Origin of the sequence: Brevundimonas sp. LPMIX5 (assembly GCF_003576505.1) — a bacterium.
GTDB classification, from domain to species: Bacteria; Pseudomonadota; Alphaproteobacteria; order Caulobacterales; family Caulobacteraceae; genus Brevundimonas; species Brevundimonas naejangsanensis.
In genome coordinates this window covers 1-21,200 of record NZ_QWTZ01000013.1, presented here as the reverse complement: position 1 = coordinate 21,200, position 21,200 = coordinate 1, and the positions used below count along the sequence as shown (strand labels likewise).

The 21,200-nt window shown below is 68.6% G+C and carries 22 protein-coding genes and 1 pseudogene; 10 read left to right on the top strand and 13 right to left on the bottom strand.

Annotated features, from left to right (window positions below; genetic code table 11):
* Positions 1-5: 5 nt before the first annotated feature.
* The 3 genes from D1604_RS11730 to D1604_RS11720 form a co-directional block, all read right to left on the bottom strand.
* On the bottom strand, positions 6-485 hold the full coding sequence (locus tag D1604_RS11730; RefSeq protein WP_024354640.1) for a YcgN family cysteine cluster protein: 480 nt from the start codon (positions 483-485) through the stop codon (positions 6-8).
* A gap of 138 nt (positions 486-623) precedes the next feature.
* Positions 624-962 carry a DMT family transporter gene (locus D1604_RS11725; protein ID WP_024354639.1) on the bottom strand — a complete coding sequence of 113 codons (339 nt, stop codon included), beginning with the start codon at positions 960-962 and terminating at the stop codon, positions 624-626.
* Positions 959-1,567 carry a TetR/AcrR family transcriptional regulator gene (locus tag D1604_RS11720; protein WP_119413424.1) on the bottom strand — a complete coding sequence of 203 codons (609 nt, stop codon included), beginning with the start codon at positions 1,565-1,567 and terminating at the stop codon, positions 959-961. The genes D1604_RS11725 and D1604_RS11720 overlap by 4 nt, the downstream gene beginning before the upstream one ends.
* Before the next feature lie 105 nt (positions 1,568-1,672).
* On the opposite strand from D1604_RS11720, the gene D1604_RS11715 reads away from it, so the two are divergent.
* Positions 1,673-3,490, top strand: a complete 1,818-nt coding sequence (locus D1604_RS11715) for an ABC-F family ATP-binding cassette domain-containing protein (protein ID WP_119413492.1) — start codon at positions 1,673-1,675, stop codon at positions 3,488-3,490.
* 63 nt (positions 3,491-3,553) lie between these two features.
* Here D1604_RS11715 and D1604_RS15655 read toward each other — a convergent pair whose 3' ends face one another.
* The gene (locus D1604_RS15655; protein WP_147399911.1) at positions 3,554-3,832 is read right to left on the bottom strand and encodes a hypothetical protein; all 279 of its coding nucleotides are present in this window, start codon (positions 3,830-3,832) and stop codon (positions 3,554-3,556) included.
* 886 nt (positions 3,833-4,718) lie between these two features.
* Between D1604_RS15655 and D1604_RS11710 the strand changes: the two genes are divergently transcribed.
* The 3 genes from D1604_RS11710 (at position 4,719) to D1604_RS11700 (ending at position 8,270) form a co-directional block, all read left to right on the top strand.
* Positions 4,719-5,747 carry an ABC transporter substrate-binding protein gene (locus tag D1604_RS11710; protein WP_233552067.1) on the top strand — a complete coding sequence of 343 codons (1,029 nt, stop codon included), beginning with the start codon at positions 4,719-4,721 and terminating at the stop codon, positions 5,745-5,747.
* A 79-nt stretch (positions 5,748-5,826) separates the two neighbouring features.
* Positions 5,827-7,158, top strand: a complete 1,332-nt coding sequence (locus D1604_RS11705; RefSeq protein ID WP_119413422.1) for a hypothetical protein — start codon at positions 5,827-5,829, stop codon at positions 7,156-7,158.
* The gene (locus D1604_RS11700; protein ID WP_119413421.1) at positions 7,155-8,270 is read left to right on the top strand and encodes a DUF2336 domain-containing protein; all 1,116 of its coding nucleotides are present in this window, start codon (positions 7,155-7,157) and stop codon (positions 8,268-8,270) included. The genes D1604_RS11705 and D1604_RS11700 overlap by 4 nt, the downstream gene beginning before the upstream one ends.
* A 217-nt stretch (positions 8,271-8,487) precedes the next feature.
* Here D1604_RS11700 and D1604_RS11695 read toward each other — a convergent pair whose 3' ends face one another.
* From D1604_RS11695 to D1604_RS11665, 7 genes are all read right to left on the bottom strand, one after another.
* Entirely contained in the window at positions 8,488-8,910 is a 423-nt protein-coding gene (locus D1604_RS11695) for a MucR family transcriptional regulator (protein WP_024354633.1), read from the bottom strand.
* A 165-nt stretch (positions 8,911-9,075) separates the two neighbouring features.
* Complete coding sequence (locus D1604_RS11690) at positions 9,076-10,290, bottom strand: DUF2336 domain-containing protein (RefSeq protein WP_119413420.1); 1,215 nt, start codon at positions 10,288-10,290, stop codon at positions 9,076-9,078.
* Between the two features lie 35 nt (positions 10,291-10,325).
* On the bottom strand, positions 10,326-11,318 hold the full coding sequence (gene cysK / locus D1604_RS11685; RefSeq protein WP_119413419.1) for a cysteine synthase A: 993 nt from the start codon (positions 11,316-11,318) through the stop codon (positions 10,326-10,328).
* 126 nt (positions 11,319-11,444) lie between these two features.
* The gene (locus tag D1604_RS11680; RefSeq protein WP_119413418.1) at positions 11,445-12,125 is read right to left on the bottom strand and encodes a GNA1162 family protein; all 681 of its coding nucleotides are present in this window, start codon (positions 12,123-12,125) and stop codon (positions 11,445-11,447) included.
* On the bottom strand, positions 12,122-12,490 hold the full coding sequence (locus D1604_RS11675) for a DUF4810 domain-containing protein (protein WP_024354629.1): 369 nt from the start codon (positions 12,488-12,490) through the stop codon (positions 12,122-12,124). The genes D1604_RS11680 and D1604_RS11675 overlap by 4 nt, the downstream gene beginning before the upstream one ends.
* Positions 12,487-12,795, bottom strand: a complete 309-nt coding sequence (locus D1604_RS11670) for a hypothetical protein (protein ID WP_119413417.1) — start codon at positions 12,793-12,795, stop codon at positions 12,487-12,489. Before D1604_RS11670 ends, D1604_RS11675 begins: the two co-directional genes overlap by 4 nt.
* A complete protein-coding gene (locus tag D1604_RS11665) occupies positions 12,792-13,736 on the bottom strand; it encodes a CsgG/HfaB family protein (protein WP_119413416.1) in 945 nt (314 codons plus the stop codon). The genes D1604_RS11670 and D1604_RS11665 overlap by 4 nt, the downstream gene beginning before the upstream one ends.
* A gap of 165 nt (positions 13,737-13,901) precedes the next feature.
* On the opposite strand from D1604_RS11665, the gene D1604_RS11660 reads away from it, so the two are divergent.
* On the top strand, positions 13,902-15,344 hold the full coding sequence (locus D1604_RS11660; RefSeq protein ID WP_119413491.1) for an aldehyde dehydrogenase family protein: 1,443 nt from the start codon (positions 13,902-13,904) through the stop codon (positions 15,342-15,344).
* Between the two features lie 39 nt (positions 15,345-15,383).
* Here the strand turns inward: D1604_RS11660 and gloB are convergent, their stop codons facing one another.
* Positions 15,384-16,115, bottom strand: a complete 732-nt coding sequence (gene gloB / locus D1604_RS11655) for a hydroxyacylglutathione hydrolase (RefSeq protein WP_119413415.1) — start codon at positions 16,113-16,115, stop codon at positions 15,384-15,386.
* Positions 16,116-16,341: 226 nt separating this feature from the next.
* Here gloB and D1604_RS11650 point away from each other — a divergent pair, with 226 nt between their 5' ends.
* From D1604_RS11650 to D1604_RS11630, 5 genes are all read left to right on the top strand, one after another.
* Positions 16,342-17,112, top strand: coding sequence for a methyltransferase domain-containing protein (locus D1604_RS11650; protein ID WP_119413414.1), 771 nt, complete (start codon positions 16,342-16,344; stop codon positions 17,110-17,112).
* Between the two features lie 10 nt (positions 17,113-17,122).
* On the top strand, positions 17,123-17,614 hold the full coding sequence (locus D1604_RS11645; protein ID WP_119413413.1) for a SixA phosphatase family protein: 492 nt from the start codon (positions 17,123-17,125) through the stop codon (positions 17,612-17,614).
* A 3-nt stretch (positions 17,615-17,617) separates the two neighbouring features.
* Complete coding sequence (locus D1604_RS11640) at positions 17,618-17,971, top strand: DUF952 domain-containing protein (protein WP_119413412.1); 354 nt, start codon at positions 17,618-17,620, stop codon at positions 17,969-17,971.
* A gap of 14 nt (positions 17,972-17,985) precedes the next feature.
* A complete protein-coding gene (locus D1604_RS11635; protein ID WP_119413411.1) occupies positions 17,986-19,023 on the top strand; it encodes a quinone-dependent dihydroorotate dehydrogenase in 1,038 nt (345 codons plus the stop codon).
* Between the two features lie 64 nt (positions 19,024-19,087).
* Positions 19,088-20,992 (top strand): ATP-binding protein, encoded by a 1,905-nt coding sequence (locus tag D1604_RS11630; protein WP_119413410.1) that lies wholly within the window; start codon positions 19,088-19,090, stop codon positions 20,990-20,992.
* Here the strand turns inward: D1604_RS11630 and D1604_RS11625 are convergent.
* Positions 20,989-21,200, bottom strand: a pseudogene (locus D1604_RS11625) (very short patch repair endonuclease); the annotation flags it as partial. The gene D1604_RS11630 and the pseudogene D1604_RS11625 sit on opposite strands and share 4 nt — an antisense overlap.

The window sequence follows — 21,200 nt, the reverse complement described above, 5'->3', positions numbered from 1 at the left end:
ACGAATTATTCGTTAGCGACGCCGCGTTCCGCCATCCATTCCGGCGCCTCGAAGTCCAGGGCGTCCTCGGGTTCGTTCAGCGCCGTCTCGCACACGGTCTGACGCCGCACGGACACCCCGGCCGCATGCACCGTCTCCCGGTCGCCCGAGACCAGCGGGTGCCACCAGGCCAGCGGCCGCCCTTCATGCAGCCGACGATAGGCGCACGACAGCGGCATCCACTTCAACCGCTCGATATTGTCGGGCGTCAGTTGCACGCAGTCCGGCACCTCGGCCTGACGATCAGCATAATCGGTGCAGGTGCAGGCGTCCGTATCGAACAGCTTGCAATGCACGCGCGTAGGGATGATCTGGTCGGTGTCCTCGTCCTCGAACCGGATGACGCAGCACAGGCCGCAGCCGTCGCACAGGCTTTCCCACTCGCCCGGATTCATCTCGGCGAGCGTCTTGGTCTCCCAGAAGGGCTTGGCTGGCGCGGAACTCATGGGCGCGCCCTATACGCCTCAAAACCCCCGCTGTCGCCTTCTCCCTCCCCTTCATGGGGAGGGTGGTCGAAGCGAAGACCGGGTGGGGAGGGTCAGGCGATCCTGGTCTCAGCGATTCAGCCGCACCGCCGGCGCGCTTCAGTGCGTCACGCTCTTCGAGAACAGGTTGATCACCACCACCCCGCCGATGATCATCACCAGGCCGATGATCGCCGGAACGTCCAGCTTCTGTTTGAACAGAAAGACGCCGATCGCCGAGATCAGCACCACCCCCAGCCCGCTCCAGATCGCATAGGCCAGCCCCACCGGCATCTGCTTCAGCGCCAGCGTCAGCAGATAGAAGGCGATGCCGTAACAGACCGCCAGCCCGGCCGTCGGCAGCGGCCGGGTGAACTGCTGCGACTGCTGCAACAGGGTCGTCCCCATCACCTCAAAGCCGATCGCGCCCAGCAGGGCCAGCCAGGTCGCCGGATTCATGCGTCGGCCTTCCCATCGGCGTCGGCTTCCGAATAGCCATCCGTCAGCAGACTGCCCGGCGTCAGCAGCGACAGCAGGGCCTGGCGCTGTTCCAGCGACACCTCATGCGTGCCGAACAGGTCGCTCATCCACAGACCATCGGCGATCAGCCGCAGCATCAGGGCGTCGTCCCGGCCCATCGGATCCTCCGGGTCTCCCACCGTGAGGCTGCGGATCGCCTCGCGCCAGCGCGGGATCAGGCTCGGCTCTATGGCGCAGGCGGCCAGGACAGCGCGCCCGATGCTCACGTCCCGCTCGGTCGCCGGCTCATTGACCACCGTCCTCAGATAGGCCCGCGCATTGCGGCCATAGGGATTAGGATCACGCGCCGCCTCGGCCAGCACCACTGTCGTCATCTCCAGCGACAGATGGTCCAGCACGCCTTCCAGCAGGGCCTGCTTGTTCGGAAAATGGTGCAGCAGGGCGCCCTTGCTGAACGGCAGGCGCGCCACCACGGCGTCCAGCGTCACCGCCATCGCCCCCTCTTCGGCGGCCAGCTCGATGGCCGCCTCGATGATCTGGCGGCGGGTGTCTTCGGGCGTGCGGCGTATCGGTTGAGCGTCCATGCGGAGCGCCATACCGTCTGGACGGTTTTGTGTAAATCCTGAAATATTGGCCCTCGGCCCCCTCGACGCGCTATAGGCGTCGCCTCCCCTTTCGGACTGGTGTTCATGGCCCCTCGCCCCCCTCTCGTCGCCCTCAAGGACGTCCGCCTTCAGGACGGCCCCCGCCCGCTGTTCGACGGCGTCGACATGGCGATGGAGCCGCGCAGCCGCGCCGCCCTGGTCGGCCGCAACGGGGCGGGCAAGTCCACCCTGATGAAGGTCGTCATGGGCCTGATCGAGCCGGACTCGGGCGACCGCTCGTTCCAGGCCGGCACCCGCTTCGCCTATGTCCCGCAGGAACCGGTCATCACCAGCGAAACCCTGGCCGATTACGCCGCTTCGGGCGAGGCCGAACGGTGGACCGCCGAAAGCTGGCTGGAGACCTTCGGCCTCAACCCGAACAAGTCGACGCAAGGCCTGTCGGGCGGCGAGATCCGCCGCGCCGCCCTCGCCAAGGCCTTCGCCGAGGAGCCCGACCTGCTGCTGCTGGACGAGCCGACCAACCACCTCGACATTCTGGCCATCGAACTGCTGGAAAATGAGCTGATCCAGGCCCGTTTCGCCCTTCTGGTCGTCAGTCACGACCGCGCCTTCCTGAACCGCGTCACCGACACCGTCCACTGGCTGGAAGGCCGCAAGGTCCGCACCCTGAACAAGGGCTTCGTCGAGTTCGACGACTGGGCCGCCAAGGTCATGGAGGAAGAGGCCGAGTCCCTGCGCCGCCTGACCAAGCGCATCGAGGCCGAGACCTATACCTTCTACCGCTCCATCACCGCCCAGCGCACCCGCAATGAAGGTCGCGCCCGCGCCCTGCAACAGATGCGCCTGGACCGCGCCGAACGGGTCAAGGACATCCCGCGCGAGCTGAATCTCGGCGTCGATTCCGGCGGCGCCTCGGGCAAGCTGGTCGCCGACATCAAGGGCGTCAGCAAGTCGTTCGGCGACCGCACCATCTTCAAGAACCTGACCACCCGCATCATCCGCGGCGACCGGCTGGCCATCGTCGGGCCCAACGGCGCGGGCAAGACCACCCTGGTCAAGGTGCTGCTGGGCGAACTGGCCCCGGACGAAGGCACGGTCCGCATGGGCGCCAACCTGGAACCCCTCTACCTCGACCAGTCGCGCGAGGGGCTGAAGTCGGACATGACCCTGTGGGACGCCCTGACGCCGGGCGGCGGCGACTCCATCCTGGTGCGCGGCCGCTCCATGCACGTCGCCGCCTACGCCAAGGACTTCCTGTTCCAGGAGGCCCAGCTGAAACAGCCCATCTCCACCCTGTCGGGCGGCGAACGCAACCGCCTGCTGCTGGCGCGCGCCCTGGCCCAGCCCGCCAATCTGCTGATCCTCGACGAGCCGACCAACGACCTCGACATGGACACGCTGGAGAAGCTGGAAGAGCTGCTCGAATCCTATGACGGCACCCTGATCCTGGTGTCGCACGACCGCGACTTCGTAGACCGCCTGGCGACCTCCACCATCGCCCTGAACGGTCGCGGCGACGTGGTCGAGACGCCCGGCGGCTGGCAGGACTTCCTGCGCCAGAACCCCGGTTTCCTCGCCCCGCCCCCGACTCACGCCGACAGCGCGCCCTCAGGGGCGCGTCGGGTCGAGAAGGCGGAGCCTTCTGACCGCGCCCCCAAGAAGACCGTCAAGCTGTCCTACAAGGACGCCCGCCGTCTGGAAGAAGTCGAAAAGCTGATGGAGACCCTCCCCGTCGAAATCGCCAAGCAAGACGCCATCCTCGCCGACCCGGACCTCTATTCGCGCGACCCGGCCGCCTTCGACCGCGCCATGAAGGCCGCCGAAAAAGCCCGCGCCGAACTGGAAACCGCCGAACTCGACTGGCTGGAGTTGGAAGAGAAGAAGGCCGCATTGGCGGACTAACAACCTCGCCCCCAATGGTAGCGGCGGCCTCTCAAGGCCGCCGCAAGCTATGTAAACCGGTGATCAGTTAGGATCGCCGGGAAGCCCGGAACAGCGCGGCAAAGTCGCCGCAAGACACCGCTCAAATTGCGCCACTTCATCAATATTGCTGAGGTCCGGCGGGCGCGGCAGGCCATAGGGGTCCTGAGGATAACAGTCGTAGTATGCATTCAGCATGCACATATCGTATTCCGATATGGGATCCGCTTCCGCCGACGATGACCAGGGGAACGTAGCAACTAGCAGCGCCATCGCTGCAATTGACACGCTCGCCAGTACCTTCCGGGTGGCCAGATAGCTCATTTTCACCTTCCTTGAGTAATCTCGACCTAGTGAAGGCGAGATCCAACCGGCTCACAAAACAATAATATGTGAAATTCGTCTTTCTCGATATGATGGATAGAGCAGCAGGTCAGCCCCAGCACTGCATTATGCATCGCCTGCGGCCTTTCCGCCGATCGGATTGGGAGCCGAACGATAGGCCCGAGCCACAACGGCCTGCACCCATTTGAGAGCAACGGCGACGTTAGGCCTGGAAAACGGAACGGACACCTTTTCCTGTGGACAGCGCAACGCCCTGATCTGCCTGCACGAATTTCGTCCGTCCACAGATATCCACAGGCTTACCCACCGGGTCCGGGACGATTCCGCACAGACGCGCCGGTTTGGGCGCTTGCCCAATAACCGATTTCGCGGGAACGTCAACAGGCCGAAGGGACACGGAGGCGCGGAAATCCGGGGAGACCCGGAAATCAAGCGGACCAGTCCGGCTCTCTGACCCAGGGTTCCAAGCCTCCTCGGAGGACGCGGAAACACCGACGCAGGGCCAAGGCTCCCGATCCTTTAGCGTTTCGGCGCAGGGATCATGGAGAACCGGGCCGGGATCGACGGACGGCGCGAGGTTCGCCTTGCGGAACGCCGAAGACCAGGAGCCGATGAAACAGGCGCTGAACGACGCCGGGTTCGCCCGCCGACGCTGAGGCGAAGTTTCGACCCTATAGCGGCCAAGTCCAACCCGGACTTGGCGAGGGGACGCGATCCGCGATCCGACCGGCGACGGTCTGGCTCAAAGGGTTACGTCCCCTCGCTCAATTCCGGCGCTGGATCGCCGGATTTCCGGTCGGAAATCGGCCCGGCGACGCCCCGCCGCCTTTCCAAGCGCGGCCCGCCCCCCTACACCCTAGACGTGATGACTCGCCCCCACCTGGACCGACGCCGCCTCATGGTCGGCGCCCTTGGCCTGAGCGCCGTGGGCGCGCTGTCGGCGTGCGGCCGTACCCCTGCGCCGACCGACGAGTCCGGCCGCGTGCGCCTGCGCGTGGCGGCGGGCGGATCGGCCGACGCCCTGCATGGCGGCTTCTATCAGGCGCTGGCCGCCGGGGCCTATGAGCGGCGCGGCCTCAACGTCGAGATTCTGGCCGGCCCGACCGGCGCCGACATCCCCGCCCTTCTGGCCGCCAGCGCCGTCGAACTGGCCATCGGCCGCGACAGCTTCCTGCCGCTGCGGCTGATCGCCGAGCGCGCCCCAGTCAAGGCCGTGGCCGCCTTCCTTCAGAAAGACCCGGTCGTCCTTCTGGCCCATCCCGACCAGCAACTGGAGGATCTGACCGTCCTGCGCGGTCGCAGCATCCTGATGGAGCCCAGGGATCAGGGCGGCTTCTGGACCTGGCTGCGCGCCCGCTTCGACCTGACCCCCGACCAGGCCCGCCCCGGCGCTCCCGAGGATAATCTGAAGGCCTTCCGCGACGATGCGGACAGCGTGCTGATCGCCCGCCTGACCGACGGCGGCCCCGAGGCGGTAGCCCGCGCGGTCGACTTCCAGCCCCTGATCCTGTCCCCGGCCGAGGACGGCTACCCCTCCTATTCCGGCCTGGTGCTGGCGCCCAACGCCTTCGCCCGCGACAACGCCCAGGCCCTGCGCAACTTCATCGCCGCCTCGGTGGAGGGCTGGCGCGACTACGTCCACGGCGACGGGGCCAAGGGCGACGCCCTGATCCGCCGCGCCAATCCGGACCTGCCCCAGCGCGCGCTCGACGCCGCCCGCGCGGCCCTGCGCGCCCAGGCCATGGTCGACGGCGGCGACGCGGCCCTCTACGGCCTCGGGGCCATGACGCCCGAGCGTTGGCAGGCCTTCGCCGATCAGACGCAAGGCGCCTATCCCGCCGCGCCCGACTGGCGCGAGGCCTTCACCGGCCAGTATCTGCCCTCGCGCGGCTAAATCGCCCGACGTTAGGCGAGGATTAAGCCGCGCCGCCTAGGATGCCCGGCTGAACCTCTTCAGTTTTCACGAGGCGCCGTTGCCGCGCACCCTGACCATCGCCGCCCTTCTGCCCGCGCTCGGCGCGGCCACGGCCGCCTGGGCGCAGCCCGTCCCGCCGCAGCAAAGCCCCGGCCAACCGCCCTATCCGGCGCCCTCTCATGCACGCCAGCTGTCCTGGCCCGGCCGCCCTGCGGCCCATCCAACCAGCCAGCCTGCGCCGGACTGGACCAGCGCCCCGGCTGACAGCTTCGCCCCGCCGCAGCAGGTTGTGGCGGACAGCCCGACCTATGCCGCCCGTCCACCGATCATCCCGCACGGCGGATACCCCTGGCGTTCCGCTCAGGCCTACGGCGAGCCCCAGCAGGCCCCCGCGCCCGAGTTCCGTCCGGTGACCAGCCACCCGGACGCCGTCTGGCGCCCGTATGTGAGTCCTCCAGCCGAAACCCCGGCGCCCGACTTCACGCCGCCCCCGCCCTATCAGCCGTCCTATCAACCCCCGCCGTGGACGCGCCAGCCGACGCAGAGTCAGCCTGAGCCTGCGCCCTATGCGCCGCCTCAGATCCCCCCCCAGCCCGCGTATCAGGCCTCGCCCGCGCCGATTGAGCGCGCCCCGGCGCCGAGCCAGACCCCCTGGTCGCGCGCCCAGCCAGAGCGTCGGTCGCAACCCGCGCTGGCTCCCCCCGTCCAGCACACGCCCCTGCCTCAGCCGACGCCCGCGCCGATGCCCGAGCCTTTGCGGCCGATGCCGACGCCGCCGCCGGTTCAACCGGTCCCGCGCGTCGTCGAGCCTGCCCCTCAACCCGCTTCACAGCCGGCGCCTGAACCGGCGCGACAGCCGCCGCAGACCGTTATCGCCGAGCCCCAGCCTACGCCGCCCACGCCGCCGGTCCAGCCTGCCCCCCAGCTCCCGCCTGAACCTCAGCCCCAAGCTCAGCCAGAGCCCGCGCCCGCACCGGCCCAGCCGACCGTCGACCCGCTGGCGCCTCGTCGCGACGCGCTGATCTTCCAGCTGCAAAGGAATGCGCCTCAGGCGCCCGCCGCCTCGCCTCCCGCCTCGCCCGAGGCGCCCGCGCAGCAACCGCCCCAGACGGCGCCGCAGCCCGCGCCCCAGCCTGCCTCCCAGCCCGCGTCCAATGACGCTCCAGCTCAGAGCAGCGCCCGCTATTACTCCGTTCACCGTCAGGCGGGCCGCCAGCCGGACGCCACGCCCCTGCCCGCGCCCAACTATCTGGACGCCCTGCCGGTCGAACTGGATCAACCGATCAGCTCGGACGACCTGGCTCAGCCGCCCGAGGCGCCTGCCGTCATGCGCGACGCCCAGGGCCGCCTGCGCGCCGCCCCCATGATCGACGGTCCCGATCTGCCATGAGCGACGGCGCCCTGCACCCCGCCGCCGAGACCGGCTCGCGCCTGCCTGAGTTGATCGCCCTGGCCCAGGAAGGCTCCAGCCCCAAGCGGCGCGCCCTCCTGCGTGAGTTGACCGACTGCTTCTTCGGCGCAGCCGAGCGCACCGAGGCGGAAACCGCCCTCTATGGCGCCGTCCTGTCCGACCTCACCGAGGCTATGGAGACCGCCGTACGCGCCGAACTGGCCGAGCGGTTCGCCGAGGCGCCCGACGCCCCGCACCAACTGATCCGCCGCCTGGCCAATGACGAAGCCGAGACAGTCGCCGCCCCCGTCCTCAGCGCCTCGCCGGTGCTGACCGAGGCGGACCTGATCGGCGTGGTGCGCTCGCGCGGTCAGGGGCATATGCGCGCCGTCAGCCGCCGCGCCGCCGTGTCCGAGGCCGTGTCCGACGCCATTGTCGAACGCGGCGACGACGAAACTCTGGGCGTGCTGCTGGGCAATGAAGGCGCCAGCCTGTCGCGCGCCGCCTCGGAAACCGCCGTGGAACGCGCTCGCGCCAACCCGGCCCTGCACGCGGTGACGGTCGAGCGCTCCGCCCTGCCGCCCGACCTGCTGAACGACCTGTATTTCGAGGTCGAAGCCCGCCTGCGTCAGCGCATTCTGGAACAGAATGCGCGGATGGACCCGGCCCTGCTGGAAAGCGCCCTGGCCGCCGGCCGCACGCGCGTCGCCGCCGAAGACGGCGCCCTGCCGCCCGACTACGCCGAGAGCCTGGCCTATGTCGAAGAACTACGCGCCGCCCATCAGCTGACGCCTCAGGTGCTGGCCCGTTTCCTGCGCTCGGGCGGCCAGACGGCCTTCCTGATCGCCCTGTCGCAACTGGCTGACGTCGACTTCCATACCGCCCGCCAGATCATCGAGCGGCGCGAGCTGGACGCCCTGGCGGTGATCTGCAAGGCGGCCGACCTGGATCGCGCCCTGTTCCTGACCTACGCCGTCGTCCTGCTGAACACCGACGACAACGCGATGGGCAAGGCGCGAGCCTATGCCGGGATGTATCAGGAACTGACCCGTGAAGCCGCCATGCGGACGATCCGCTTCTGGCGCGCGCGCAAGGCGATGCAAGCGGCCTGACGCCCCCCGTCTTTCGATCCGGCTTTCGATCCGGCCCCTGAACAGCAAAACGCCCGCCTTTCGCTGGAAAGGCGGGCGTCTGTCTTTAGAGCGAAATCGGCTGAGTTGGACGCATGTCCAACTCAGCTCAGATATTCGCTCCAGCATAATTCTGGACCATTGTTCTGGGTTCAGTCGAATCCGACTGGACCGAAAATAGTCTAGCGTGGCGCCGCTTTTACTTGCGGGTCGCGCGGGCGGGTTTGCGGCCGCCCTGGCCCAGGCCCATCTGCTTGGCCAGTTCCGAACGCGCCTTGGCGTAGTTCGGGGCGACCATGGGATAGTCTTTCGGCAGACCCCATTTGGCGCGGTATTCCTCCGGGCTCAGATTGTATTTGGTGCGCAGGTGACGCTTCAGCGACTTGAACTTGCGACCGTCTTCCAGGCAGATCAGGAAGTCCGGCGTGATCGACTTGCGGACCGGGACGGCCGGTTCTTGCGGCTCGGGCTCAGCTTCAGCCGGGGCTTCCGAAACGCCCGACAGAGCGGCGTGGATCTGCGCGATCAGGACCGGCACGGTGTCGGCCGATACGGTGTTGTTGCTGACATAGGCCGACACGATGTCCGCCGTCATCTCTAGCAGTTCGGGTTTTTCTTCCATTCGGATCAGCCTTCTGTCGTCCCAAATTCAATCGACTGATCTGAAAGGATCCGCCGCTCGTCGGTTTCATACGGATGTTCGAGTTCGAAAGCAATGCAGCCGTCTTTTATCGCTTGATAAGCGAGTTCAACTACCCTGATCAGTAATTACGACAACGCCGATTTTTTATCGACCGAAGTTCTCCGCAAGGGCCAGCAGGGCTGCACGTTCGGGCGCCGAGTATTCGTCGATCAGCGCCTCCTCTCCCTCACGGATCGCCCGTAGAAGCGTTGGCGTCAGCGCCGAGGACAGAGACCAGTTCCAGTAACGCAGCACCGTCTGGGCTCGGTCCACCGCCAGCATTTCATAGATGGTCTGCACCCGGCGCCAATCGGGGTGCTGGGCGCCGTCAGCGGTGGTTTCCGGACGGCGCATAGCCCGCCACAGGGCCGCCAGGTCGCGCCGCGCCAACCCTGTCGCCTTGCACAGTATGGCCAGGGGCTCGCCCCCCGCATCGCCCATGATCTTGGCCGAAGTCAAAGGCTTGATCCCCGACAGATAGCCGATCTCAGCGACCAGCTCGCGCGTCAGTCCCCCGGCGCCCGCCGCCGCCACGGCCGCTTCCAGATCGGCATAAGGACTCCTGGCCACGGCTGCACGATTGCGCTGGCGCCGCTCGATGAACTGCAGCGCCTTGCGCGCGACGGGGTCGCTCCACCCCTCCTCCGCCGCCAGGGCGAAGACGTCCTCGACGCTGCTCTGCATCACCTCGCGCGACACGGCGAAGCGTTGCAGGATGATCCGCCGTTCCTCGGCCCCGCACCACCAGAACATGACATAGGCGCCCGAGGGCCGCAGTTCCGGGCGCCGCAGGATCAGGGCGCACAGAACCGGCGCGTTGCGGCTCAGGGCGATTACGCTCTCGACGGCGGATTGCGGCAGGCGCGCCGTGTCATTGCGCAGGACGTCGGCGATCACCGCCTCCTCGGCCCAGTTGAACAGGGCCTCGGTCACGACCTCGGACAGGCCGCGCCGCGCCGCCATCAGCAGGCGATGCTCCAGCCCGGCGTCGCGCGCGCAGCCGATCAGGTCCGCGTCCGACAAGGCGGCGCACTCCTCCAGCAGCGGGCGCGCCACCTCGGGCTCGTCGCGCAGCAGCAGCCGCTTCAGCGCATCGGGCAGTTCGCCCAGCGGCGCCAGCCGCTCGGCCACCCGGCGGCGCTCTTCCGTCGAGGCTGTTCGCAACACGTCGACCAGCAGGTCGCCGACCACCGAACGCTCGAAGACGTTGATCCGGCTGGCGGGCAGGCTGACCACATCGGCCAGACGACGCAGCAGGGCGCGACGCGCCCGCATCGGTCGCGTCCCGGTCTCTTGCGCCTTGGCTCCGGCATCACTCATGAGGGTGATCTTAGCGCCGACGCGTTAACCGGCCGTCACAACCCTTCGAACAGGGCGGTCGACAGATAGCGTTCGGCGAAGCTGGGGATGATGGTCACGATCGTCTGACCGGCATAAGCGTCCTGAGCCGCCAGCCTGAAGGCCGCCGCCAGGGCCGCGCCCGAGCTGATGCCGACCGGGATGCCGTCCTCGCGCGCGACGCGGCGGGCCATGTCGAAGGCGTCTTCGTTGGCGACCTGCTCCACCCCGTCGATGACATCACGGTCGATCACGGCGGGGATGAAGCCCGCGCCGATGCCTTGGATCTTGTGCGGCCCCGGCGCGCCGCCGGACAGGACCGGAGAGTCGGTCGGCTCCACCGCGATCATCTTCACGGAGGGCTTCTTCGCCTTCAGCGCATGGCCGACGCCGGTGATGGTGCCGCCGGTGCCGACGCCCGCCACCACTACGTCCACGGCGCCCGCCGTGTCGTTCCAGATTTCCTCGGCCGTCGTGGCCTCATGGATGGCGGGGTTGGCCAGGTTCTCGAACTGGGCCGGGCTGACCGAGCCGGGGATTTCGCTCAGCAGCTCCTCAGCGCGGGCGATGGCGCCCTTCATGCCCTTTTCGGCGGGCGTCAATTCCAGCTTGGCGCCCAGCAGGGCCAGCATCTTGCGCCGTTCGATCGACATGCTCTCGGGCATGACCAGGATCAGCCTGTAGCCCTTGGACGCCGCCACGAAGGCCAGGGCGATGCCGGTGTTGCCGCTGGTCGGCTCGATCAGGGTGGCGCCGGGCTTGATCCTGCCCAGTTGCTCCAGCGCCTCGACCATCGCCACGCCGATGCGGTCCTTGACCGAGGCGATCGGGTTGAAGAACTCCAGCTTGGCCAGCACTGTGGCCTTGGGCTTCAGCGCCGCCGTCAGGTTCGGCAGCCGCACCAGAGGCGTATCGCCGATGGTGTCGACGATGCTGTCATAGACCCGGCCGCGCCCCGCCTTCCTGTGGCGGCTGGCGTCATAGGCCTTGGTTTGAGCAGTGTCGGACATGGCGAGGTCTCCGTGCGTTCGGGGGCGACGTAACAGATAAGGCTTATACGCGCGAAGCAAGGCCCCGCTCCGCAGCTTTTCTGTCGCGGTGTTTAGCCGCGCTGGCCGCTCCCTGACGCGACGGACCTATTCGTCCGGAAAGCTCTTGTGATCCTGCCGGTGCTGGGCCGGCAGATAGGGACCGGCGGGCAGCCCCTGACCCAAGGTATGGGTCGCCGTCAGATTGGCCTGCTGGGTCAGCGGCATATAGTTGGGCTTGGCCTTCTCCAGCGCCGAAACGATGGCCTGGGCCAACAGATCGGCCAGCGGATTGCCAGAGTTCGACGCCTGCGGACTGTAGGTCATGGACTGATGATCCGACCACAGGACCTGACCGCTGCGACAGCTCTTCAACGTGTATTCAAACGCCACATTGGTCGAGGTCGAGATCAGGATGTATTGCGACTCCCACTTCTGGATTTCGACGAACAGCACCGCGTCGCAGCCGAACAGGGGACCGAAGCGCGCGGCGTCGGCCTGATGCACCAGACCTGCGTCCGACAGGCCTTCGTCCTCCAGCACCCCCTTCACCATATGGGCGGGGAATACGTAATAGCCGCGCTCGGCGACCGGCCGGGAAATGGTCGAGACGAAATAGTCCGCCGCATCCACGTTGACGGTCGAGTTCAGCGCCGGAACCACCATGACGCTGCGCGGATTCTCGGCGCGCAGGGCGGCGTAGCTCTTGGGCGCAGGCGCCGTGGCGCAGGCCGTCAGCAGGGCGGCGCAGGCCAGGGCGGCGACGGCGAGCGGTCTGCGGATAATCATTGCGCCTCTCCCCCGGCGACGGCGGCCTGACCACCGAGGCCGACGATCACCCGATCCATGAAAACGGCGGATTCGGGGAAGCGCGCACGCTCTTCCTGAAACAGCGTCAGGGCCTGCGTCGTCTCGCCCGCCTGCAGATGCAGATAGCCCAGCTCGGCCAGCAGCCCCGGAGCAACGGCGTCGCGCTTGCGCCCCGCCTCGATGGCGCGCTCCAGCGCGGTGCGATAGGCCTCGCGGTTCTCGGGGTTCTGGGCATAGGCGTAGAGCGCGGGCTCATAGGCGCCCCACTCGAACCGCGTGGCGGGCGCGCAGGCGGCGACGCCGCTCAGGGCCGTCATCGCAACGATCGTGATCAGGCGTTTCACGGCACCACCACCACAGCCTGCGTCCCGGCGGCGACGATCACCGTCTGGGCGTGAAGGATCCGACCGCCCTGACTGACGACGACCTCATGACGGCCCAGCGTCAGGGCCGCGCCCCCGCTCAGGGCGCCGACCGATCCCAGATCGCGCCCGTCCACGATCAGGCGGGCGTCGGCCGGAGCATTGCTCAGCTTCAGCGTGCCTGCGGATGCGCCCTGCACCGCCTCGCGCGTGGGATAGTTCTTGACGCACCCTCCGGCCGTCAGCGCGGCGCACAGGACGGTCAGCACGACCGCGCTCGTCTTCATGGTCTGATCTCCGTGACCCGCAGGCCGGTTGGATCGGCAGGCAGTTCGCCCTCGATCACGCGGGCGGTCGCGCCCTCGGTCTCAGGGCTGTCGCCGAAGAAGCCGGTGATCTCGATCTGCGCCACCCGGCTTCCGGGCAGGGTGATCGGCAGGCCCGACTGGCCGCTGACCACCATCTCGCCCGGCGTCTCGACGTGGAAGCGGTCGCCGGCGCGCAGACCCTGGCTGGGACCGCCGCTGACATAGACGGTCGGGCCGGACACCCGCAGGATGTCGGTGAACCAGGCCCGCTGCTGCAACTGGTTGACGATATTGGTCATGGCGTCGGCGATGGCCGCCGATATGGCCCGATCGTTCAGGGTCGAGTCATAGCCCGCGCGGCTGCCGAAACCCGCCACCTCGCCGGTCTCCGTCGTCGCCTCCCCGGCGCCCGAGGCGGTGAAGAAGACGCGGCCGGTGCGCACGTCGACCAGACGGATCTCGACCGTGGCGTTGACCGCCTGACGCCGCTGGGAGTTGAGGAAGCCCTGCTTGCCCTCATTGCGGCGGCCCAGCTGGGTGATCGAGCCCAGCAGCAAGGCGTCGACCCCGCTTAGCGCCTGACCGTCCGCCTCGGACAGCACCCGCTCGGCGTTCAGCGCCGTCAGATCGGACCGCTCGAAGACAAAGAAGTGGTCGGACGTGACAAGGGCGTTGACCAGCATGTCGCCTGCCTGGCTCGCCACCGGATCAGCCTGCCCCGGCGACAGCAGCAGGCGGCCATAGGGCGTGCTGTTGGTGAAGCGCCCGACCGCCACCCGACGCTTCAGCCCCACCCGTGCTGATCCCAGTTGCGCCGCCTCGGCCTGTACCGCGCCGGACGCGGCGAACGCTGTGGCCGGCCAGGCGGGCGCACAGACGGCCAGAGCCGCAAAAACTGCGAAAGCACGCTGGAAAATCATCTGAAACCGCCCCCGGCCAATCAGCGTTACTCATGACATGTCTGGTGCGCTCAGCGCAATCCCTTCGCCAAACCCGCGCCAATTCAACAGAAACATCCGGCGCCGACGCCTTGTCGCCGGTCGCTGCGTCAGGCAATCCAGATGCTGAACCAAGGGGATGACCAGATGACCGACACGCTTGAGCTTTCGCACTGGATCGGCGGCGAGAAGGTCGCCGGAACGCGCACGGGCGAGAGCCTGAACCCGTCCGACACGCGCGACGTCGTGGCCCGTACCCCCAAGGGCGGGGCCGCCGAGGTCGATCAGGCGGTCGCCGCCGCCCGCGCCGCCTTCGGCCCCTGGGCCGACGCCTCGCCCGAAGTCCGTTCGGACGTGCTGGACCGCGCCGGGACCCTGCTGATGGAGCGGCGCGAGGTCATCGGCCGCCTGCTGTCGCGCGAAGAGGGCAAGACCCTGGCCGAGGGCATCGGCGAGACGGCCCGCGCCGCCCGCATCCTGAAATTCTTCGCGGGCGAGGCCCTGCGCCTGCACGGCCAGAACCTGGCCTCGACCCGGCCCGGCGTGGAAATCCAGACCTATCGTCAGCCGGTCGGCGTGTTCGGCCTGATCACCCCGTGGAACTTCCCCATCGCCATCCCGGCCTGGAAGATCGCCCCCGCCATCGCCTTCGGCAACACCGTGGTCATCAAGCCCGCCGGCCCGACCCCGGCCACGGCCGAGGCCCTGATCGCCATCCTGCATGAGGCGGGCCTGCCCAAGGGCGTGGTCAACATGGTCATCGGCGACGGCGACGTCGGCCGCGCCATCGTCGCCCACCCGGACGTGGACGGCATCAGCTTCACTGGCTCGCAGAAGGTCGGCGCAGGCGTAGCCGAAGGAGCGATGAAACGTCAGGCCCGCGTCCAGTTGGAAATGGGCGGCAAGAACCCGCTGATCGTGATGGACGACGCCGATCTGGACCGCGCCGTCAACATTGCCCTGGACGGCAGCTTCTTCGCCACGGGCCAGCGCTGCACCGCCTCAAGCCGCCTGATCGTTCAGGACGGCATCCACGACCGCTTTGTCGCGGCGCTGGCCGAGAAGGTCGCGGCCTTACGCGTCGGCGACGCCCTGGACCCGTCCACCCAGATGGGCCCGGCCGTGACCGAGGCCCAGCGCGACGTCTCCTACGAATACATCGACATCGCCGCGTCCGGCGGCGGCCGCGTCCTGGCCGGCGGCCAGCGCCTCAACCTCGACAAGCCGGGCTGGTACGTTCAGCCGACCCTGATCGTCGACACCCTGGCCGACGCGCGCATCAACAACGAAGAAGTGTTCGGCCCCGTCGCCTCGACCATCCGCGTGGCCGATTTCGAAGAGGCCATGACCATCGCCAACGGCGTCGAGTTCGGCCTGTCCGCGGGCATCGTCACCCAGTCGCTGAAACATGCGCGTGAGTTCCAGCGCCGGGCGCGGGCGGGCATGACCATGGTCAACCTGGCCACTGCCGGGGTCGACTATCACGTCCCGTTCGGCGGCACGAAGAAGTCCAGCTACGGCCCCCGCGAACAAGGCTTCGCCGCCGCCGACTTCTACACCCAGATCAAGACCAGCTACTCGGCTTCTTAAGAGTAAAGCCCCCCTTTGCGGGGGAGGGTTCGCCGGCGACTAGCCTTTGAACCCGTCCTTGGCCGCACGGCGCTGGGCGAAGTCTTCGGCGTCGCGGGCGCGCAGGAAAGGGTTGAAGCGGCGCTCGACCCCGACCGTCGTCGGCACCGTCGCCTCGCCCCGCTCTCGTGCGGCGAAGATGGCCTCCGCATGGACCTGCAAGGCCGCGTCGGCGTCCGGCAACGACAGGGCGAAGCGGGCGTTCGACGCCGTATATTCATGGGCGCAGTACAGCGTGGTCAGCTCGGGCCAGGCGGCGATGCGGTTCAGGCTCTCCCACATCTGCTGCGGCGTCCCCTCGAACAGCCGCCCGCAGCCCAGGGCGAAGATGACGTCGCCGACGAAGGCCAGACCGTCGTCCGCCGCATGATAGACCACATGGCCCAGCGTATGGCCGGGCGACAGCACAACGTCGAAGGCCGTCTCGCCCAGCCGCACCGCCTCGCCATCGACCAGCACATGGTCCAGCGGCGCCGCGCGGCGCACCTCCTCCGGCCCGGCGATCTCGCAGCCCGTCTCGGCCTTCAGCCGTTCGTTGCCGCCGGTGTGGTCGAGGTGCCAGTGGGTGTTCAGGATCAGGTCCAGCCGCCCCCAGCCCGACGCCTCCAGATCGTTCAGGACCGCCTCGGCGTCCGGCGTGTCGATGGCCGCGACCAGCCCGGTCGCCTCATCGCGGATCAGAAAGCCGTAGTTGTCGGACAGGCAGGGGAACTGGCGGACGGTCAGGGTCATGGGGAGGTCTCCGATCAGGCGGCATCCTAGCAGGCCTACATACAATTTTCCGCTCATCCCGGCGGACGCCGGGACCCAGTCCTTTGGCCAAAGACGCAGCATGTGAATGAAGGGCGCCCTTCAAGTGTAGATATGGCGGCTCTCACTGGATCCCGGCTTCCGCCGGGATGAGCGGTTTTAAGCAGGAAAGCCGACATCCGCCGCGAAATCCGCCATACTGCCCCCCATGCGCCGCAGCATCGACGAGCTCCGCACCTTCTACGGCGAACCGACCGGGGCGCTGGCGCGGCGCATGCTGGCGCGGCGGCTGGACGACGCCTGGGGCGAGGCGAACGGCTGCGACGTGCTGGGACTTGGCTATGCCACCCCCTGGCTGGACGCCTTCATCGGCGCCCGACGCGTCATCGCCGCCATGCCGGGCGGTCAGGGCGCCGAGCAATGGACGGCGGCCGGGCGCAACCGCACCACCCTGATCGACGAGCGCCGCCTGCCCTTCGCCGCCGGGACCTTTGACCGCATCCTGCTGGTCCACGCCCTGGAAGAGGCGGACGATCCCAAAGCCCTGCTGACCGAGGCGGTGCGCGCCCTGGCGCCGTCGGGCCGCGTCATCCTGGCGGCGGCGGCGCGCGGCGGCCTGTGGGCCCGCGCCGAGGCCACCCCCTTCGGCCACGGCCGCCCCTTCACCCGCAGTCAGTTGGAGCGGCTGGTGCGCGAGGTCGGCCTGGAGCCGGTCGCCTGGTCCCAGGCCCTGTACGTCCCGCCGTGGCGCCCGCTGCTGGGTCTGGCCGACGGGCTGGAGCAGGTGGGGCCGAAACTGTTTCCCGGCGCAGCGGGCCTGATCATGCTGGAGGCCACGCGCCAGGCCTACGCCCGCGTCCGCCCGCGCGGCCTGGCCCAGACGGTGCTGGCCGGACGGCCCGCCCTGACCCCCTCGCCCGCCGCCCGCGACCACGCGCCCGCCTCGCACCCTATGGGCGCCGCGCGCAAACAGCCTTAAAGCCAGCCTCATGCAAAGATTGATCCTGATGCGTCACGCCAAGGCCGAAGCCTCGGCGCCCGGCGGCGACGTGGACCGCGCCCTGAGCCCGCGCGGCCTGCGGGACGCCGACGCCGTCGGCCGCGCCCTGGCCGAGCGGGGACTGAAGCCGGACATGGCCCTGGTGTCCGGCGCCCGGCGAACGCGCCAGACCTGGGATCAGGCCAGCGAGCATTTCGGCGACGTCGAACTGCGCGTGTCCGACAACCTCTACAACGCCTCGGCCGACGTGCTGCGCCGCGCCGTCGAGGCGTCCGAGGAAGAGGCGGGCTGCCTGCTTCTGATCGCCCATAACCCCGGCATTCACCAGTTGGCGGTCGAGTATCTGATCGAGAGCGCCGCCTCCCCGTCGGTGCTCGACAAGATGAGCGGCGGCTTCCCCACCGGGGCGGCGGCTGTCTTCACCGTCGATGTCGCCGGGCGCCCCTCCTATGAGGGCTGGCTGACCCCGGAGGCCCTCTAGGCCATGACCGACCTGCCCCACGTCGCCTTCAAGATCCTGAGCCGCGCCGACTGGCGCGCGACCCTGGCCGAGGGCCGCTATGACGGTTCGGCCGTGGATCTCGCCGACGGCTACATCCACCTGTCGGCCGCCGATCAGCTGGAGGCCACGGCGACCAAGCATTACGCCGGTCAGACCGACCTGATGCTGGTTGAGGTCGATCTGACGGCCCTGGGCGACGCCCTGATCTGGGAGCCGTCGCGCGGCGGCGCCCTGTTCCCCCACATCTACGCCCCCCTGCCCGTCGCCGCGACGCGCGGCGCGCGCGCCCTGTCGGTCAGCGCCGACGGCCGCATGATCATCGAAGAGACCGCCTGAGCCAGAACATGAGCATGAGCCTCACCGACCTGGGCGCTGTCCTGCTGCGCCAGATGGACCCCGAAACGGCCCACCGCCTGGCCATCCGCGCCCTGCAGCTGACGCCCCTGCCCGCCCCCGGCGCCGACGACCCGATCCTGAAGACCGTCATCGCGGGGCTGGAGATGTCCAACCCCGTCGGTCTGGCCGCCGGTCTGGACAAGAACGGCGAGGCGCTGGAAGGCCTGTCGCGGCTGGGATTCGGCGCGGTGGAGTGCGGCTCGGTCACCCCACGCGCGCAAGCGGGCAATCCGAAACCGCGCCTGTTCCGTCTGTCGGAAGACCGGGCGATCATCAACCGCATGGGCTTCAACAACGAGGGGCTGGAGCTCTTCGCCGCCCGTCTGGCCCGGCGCCCAACCCTCACCGCCATCGGCGCCAACCTGGGCGCCAACAAGGACACTGAGGATAAGGCCGCCGACTATGTCGCGGGGCTGAAGCGGCTGGCGGGACTGGCCGACTATTTCACGATCAATATCTCATCGCCCAACACGCCGGGCCTGCGCGCCCTACAGGGCCGCGAGGCGCTGGACGACCTGCTGGGCCGCATCCATGAGGCCCGCCCCGGCGACGGCGCCCCGGTCTTCCTGAAGATCGCGCCCGACCTGATCGGCGAAGAGATCGGCATGATCGTCGAGGCCTCCATCGCCCACCGCATCGACGCCCTGATCGTGTCCAACACCACGCTGGAGCGGCCCGCCTCCCTGCGCTCGAACTTCGCAGGCGAGAGCGGCGGCCTGTCCGGCGCCCCGCTGAAACCCTTCGCACTGAAGGCCCTGGAGGCGGCGGCCGAAGCCGCAGACGGACGCCTGCCCCTGATCGCGGTCGGCGGCATCTCCAGCGGTGAGGACGCCTTCGCCCGCATCCGCGCCGGCGCCTCGGCGGTCCAGGTCTATTCGGCTCTGATCTACGAAGGTCCGGGCCTGATCGGCCGCATCAAGCGCGACCTGGCCGCCCGCCTGCGCGCCGAAGGCTTCGCCAGCATGGCCGAGGCGACCGCCGCCCGCCGTTGACGGAGCATTAGCAACCCTCGGTCGATGATGAACCAATGGGCCCAGCGCCCGTTTGGAACGTCGTATGTCCGACACTATCGCCGACGCCCACATCGGGTGGGCGCCCGCCATTCGCCAACGTCGCAAGGCGACGATGCAGCGCCTTGTCACGGGCGGCGCGACGGCGCTTGTCTTTAGCCCCATTCTGGGACTGGCGCCCGCCATGGGATGGCTGGCCGTCTATGTCCTGATCCAGGGTGTTGAGGCCTGGCTGGCCGAGCCCGTGCTCCAGGGCCGTCAGGAGACGCCAAAGGGCTGGCGCGGGCTGGCGATGGACGCCGTTCTGGCGCTCAACGCCGGCTGGCTGGGTTTCCTATCCGTGCCCCTATGGCTGATCGGCGGTCCGATGGGCGGTTTCGCCGCCTCCGTCCTTCTTTCAGCAGGCTCGATCAACTCCGTGATCATGTCGGCCGGCAACATGCGTGTGTTCAGCTTCACCGTGCTGCCCCAGCTCGTCTTCATGGCCCTGACGCCCATGTTCATGGCCTTGTGGGCGGCCGAGCGGTCCCTGATCATCGCCGTGGCGATCGGCGTCTTCTGCTACGCCCTGTTCTGCTTCAACACGCGCGCGCGCCTGCGCAACGCCATGCTGGCCGAACGCCACGCCCTGGCCGAAGCCGAACGGGAACGTCGCCAGGTCGAGACCGCCATGACCGAGCGCAGCGCCTTCATGGCCGCCGTCGGCCATGACCTGCGCACGCCCATCAGCGCCATCCTGACCGGCGCCGACTATCTGCGCGCCGCCGCGCCTTCGACCGCCGCACGACAGCACATCGCCCTGATCGAGGACGCCGGGCTGATGATGAAGGCCCTGCTGGACGACCTGCTCGATCACGCACGGCTGAACGCAGGCCGTATGCACGTCGAGAGCAACGAGTTCGACCTGCGCCTGATGCTGGCCCAGACCGCAAGGCTGTGGCAGGGCCAGGCCCGCGCCCAGGGTCTTCAACTGCGGCTGGAGGGCGCGCGCCAGACGCCCCGCTGGGTGCGCGGCGACGCCATGCGCCTGCGTCAGGTGCTGAACAATCTGATCTCCAACGCCATGAAGTTCACCGAGGTCGGCACGGTTACGCTGAAGGTCCGCAGTTGGATGGACGACGAGGGCGCCTACGCCCTGCTGATCGACGTCGCCGATACGGGGCGCGGCATGAGCCCCGGCCAACTCCAACGTCTTTTCACGCCTTTCGACCAGACCAGGGACGGCGTCGCCGCCCGCTTCGGCGGTTCCGGCCTCGGACTGGCGATCAGCCGTGACCTGATCGAACTGATGGGCGGGCGCCTGACGGTGCGCAGCGAACCCGGCTGCGGCTCCCAGTTCACCGTGGCCCTGAGCCTGCCTCAGGGACGGCGCGATGCAGCCGCAGACGACATTCGCGACGAGCCGATCACCCCGCTGGCCGCGTCCGCCCGCCTTGACCCGCTCGCTCCCCCGCCGGGCATCGCTCCTGCGGCCCCGCCTTCGCAGCCCCTGCCTTCGCCGCCTGCATTCGAGGCCGCCGCGTTCGATGACGATGCGGCGGACGCCAGGCCTCTGCGCGTTCTGGTCGTCGACGATCACGCCATCAACCGGCGCGCCATCCAGCTGATCCTGCAGGCCTTCGACTGCGAGATCGTCATGGCCGAAAATGGTCTGGCCGCGCTTCAGGCATGCGAGGGCCAGGTCTTCGACGTCGTTTTCATGGATGTGCGGATGCCGGAACTGGACGGTCGCGAAACCACGCGACGTCTGCGCAAGGGCGGCGGCCCGAACGCTGGCGTTCCCGTCATCGCCGTAACCGCCGACACCGAGCCGGAAGACATGAGCGCGTGCCTGGCCTCGGGCATGAACGCCTTCGTATCCAAGCCCCTGACCCCGGCCGCCCTGCTGGACGCCCTATCCCGCACTCTGGACGCCGCCCAAGCCGAAGCGGACGCTGAAGCCGCAGCCTAGGCTGTTTCCCGGCGCAGCGCCGTGATCAGGCGCTCTTCCCAACCCGGCTGTTTGAGGTCGCATTCCCACAGGGTCAGGACGCGCCAGCCCGCCGCCGTCAGTTCGTCGGCCACGCGAGCGTCCCGGGTGCGGTTGCGGTCGATCTTCGCGATCCAGTAATCGGCGTTGCCCTTGGGCTGGCGGGCGCCGCGCGGACAGTCGTGGCCGT

What these genes read in the sequence shown, in the direction of transcription:
- D1604_RS11730 (WP_024354640.1), bottom strand. Translation starts at nt 485, where the DNA reads ATGAGTTCCGCGCCAGCCAAGCCCTTCTGGGAGACCAAGACGCTCGCC.
- D1604_RS11725 (WP_024354639.1), bottom strand. Translation starts at nt 962, where the DNA reads ATGAATCCGGCGACCTGGCTGGCCCTGCTGGGCGCGATCGGCTTTGAG.
- D1604_RS11720 (WP_119413424.1), bottom strand. Translation starts at nt 1,567, where the DNA reads ATGGACGCTCAACCGATACGCCGCACGCCCGAAGACACCCGCCGCCAG.
- D1604_RS11715 (WP_119413492.1), top strand. Translation starts at nt 1,673, where the DNA reads ATGGCCCCTCGCCCCCCTCTCGTCGCCCTCAAGGACGTCCGCCTTCAG.
- D1604_RS15655 (WP_147399911.1), bottom strand. Translation starts at nt 3,832, where the DNA reads ATGAGCTATCTGGCCACCCGGAAGGTACTGGCGAGCGTGTCAATTGCA.
- D1604_RS11710 (WP_233552067.1), top strand. Translation starts at nt 4,719, where the DNA reads ATGACTCGCCCCCACCTGGACCGACGCCGCCTCATGGTCGGCGCCCTT.
- D1604_RS11700 (WP_119413421.1), top strand. Translation starts at nt 7,155, where the DNA reads ATGAGCGACGGCGCCCTGCACCCCGCCGCCGAGACCGGCTCGCGCCTG.
- D1604_RS11695 (WP_024354633.1), bottom strand. Translation starts at nt 8,910, where the DNA reads ATGGAAGAAAAACCCGAACTGCTAGAGATGACGGCGGACATCGTGTCG.
- D1604_RS11690 (WP_119413420.1), bottom strand. Translation starts at nt 10,290, where the DNA reads ATGAGTGATGCCGGAGCCAAGGCGCAAGAGACCGGGACGCGACCGATG.
- cysK (WP_119413419.1), bottom strand. Translation starts at nt 11,318, where the DNA reads ATGTCCGACACTGCTCAAACCAAGGCCTATGACGCCAGCCGCCACAGG.
- D1604_RS11680 (WP_119413418.1), bottom strand. Translation starts at nt 12,125, where the DNA reads ATGATTATCCGCAGACCGCTCGCCGTCGCCGCCCTGGCCTGCGCCGCC.
- D1604_RS11670 (WP_119413417.1), bottom strand. Translation starts at nt 12,795, where the DNA reads ATGAAGACGAGCGCGGTCGTGCTGACCGTCCTGTGCGCCGCGCTGACG.
- D1604_RS11665 (WP_119413416.1), bottom strand. Translation starts at nt 13,736, where the DNA reads ATGATTTTCCAGCGTGCTTTCGCAGTTTTTGCGGCTCTGGCCGTCTGT.
- D1604_RS11660 (WP_119413491.1), top strand. Translation starts at nt 13,902, where the DNA reads ATGACCGACACGCTTGAGCTTTCGCACTGGATCGGCGGCGAGAAGGTC.
- gloB (WP_119413415.1), bottom strand. Translation starts at nt 16,115, where the DNA reads ATGACCCTGACCGTCCGCCAGTTCCCCTGCCTGTCCGACAACTACGGC.
- D1604_RS11650 (WP_119413414.1), top strand. Translation starts at nt 16,342, where the DNA reads ATGCGCCGCAGCATCGACGAGCTCCGCACCTTCTACGGCGAACCGACC.
- D1604_RS11645 (WP_119413413.1), top strand. Translation starts at nt 17,123, where the DNA reads ATGCAAAGATTGATCCTGATGCGTCACGCCAAGGCCGAAGCCTCGGCG.
- D1604_RS11640 (WP_119413412.1), top strand. Translation starts at nt 17,618, where the DNA reads ATGACCGACCTGCCCCACGTCGCCTTCAAGATCCTGAGCCGCGCCGAC.
- D1604_RS11635 (WP_119413411.1), top strand. Translation starts at nt 17,986, where the DNA reads ATGAGCCTCACCGACCTGGGCGCTGTCCTGCTGCGCCAGATGGACCCC.
- D1604_RS11630 (WP_119413410.1), top strand. Translation starts at nt 19,088, where the DNA reads ATGTCCGACACTATCGCCGACGCCCACATCGGGTGGGCGCCCGCCATT.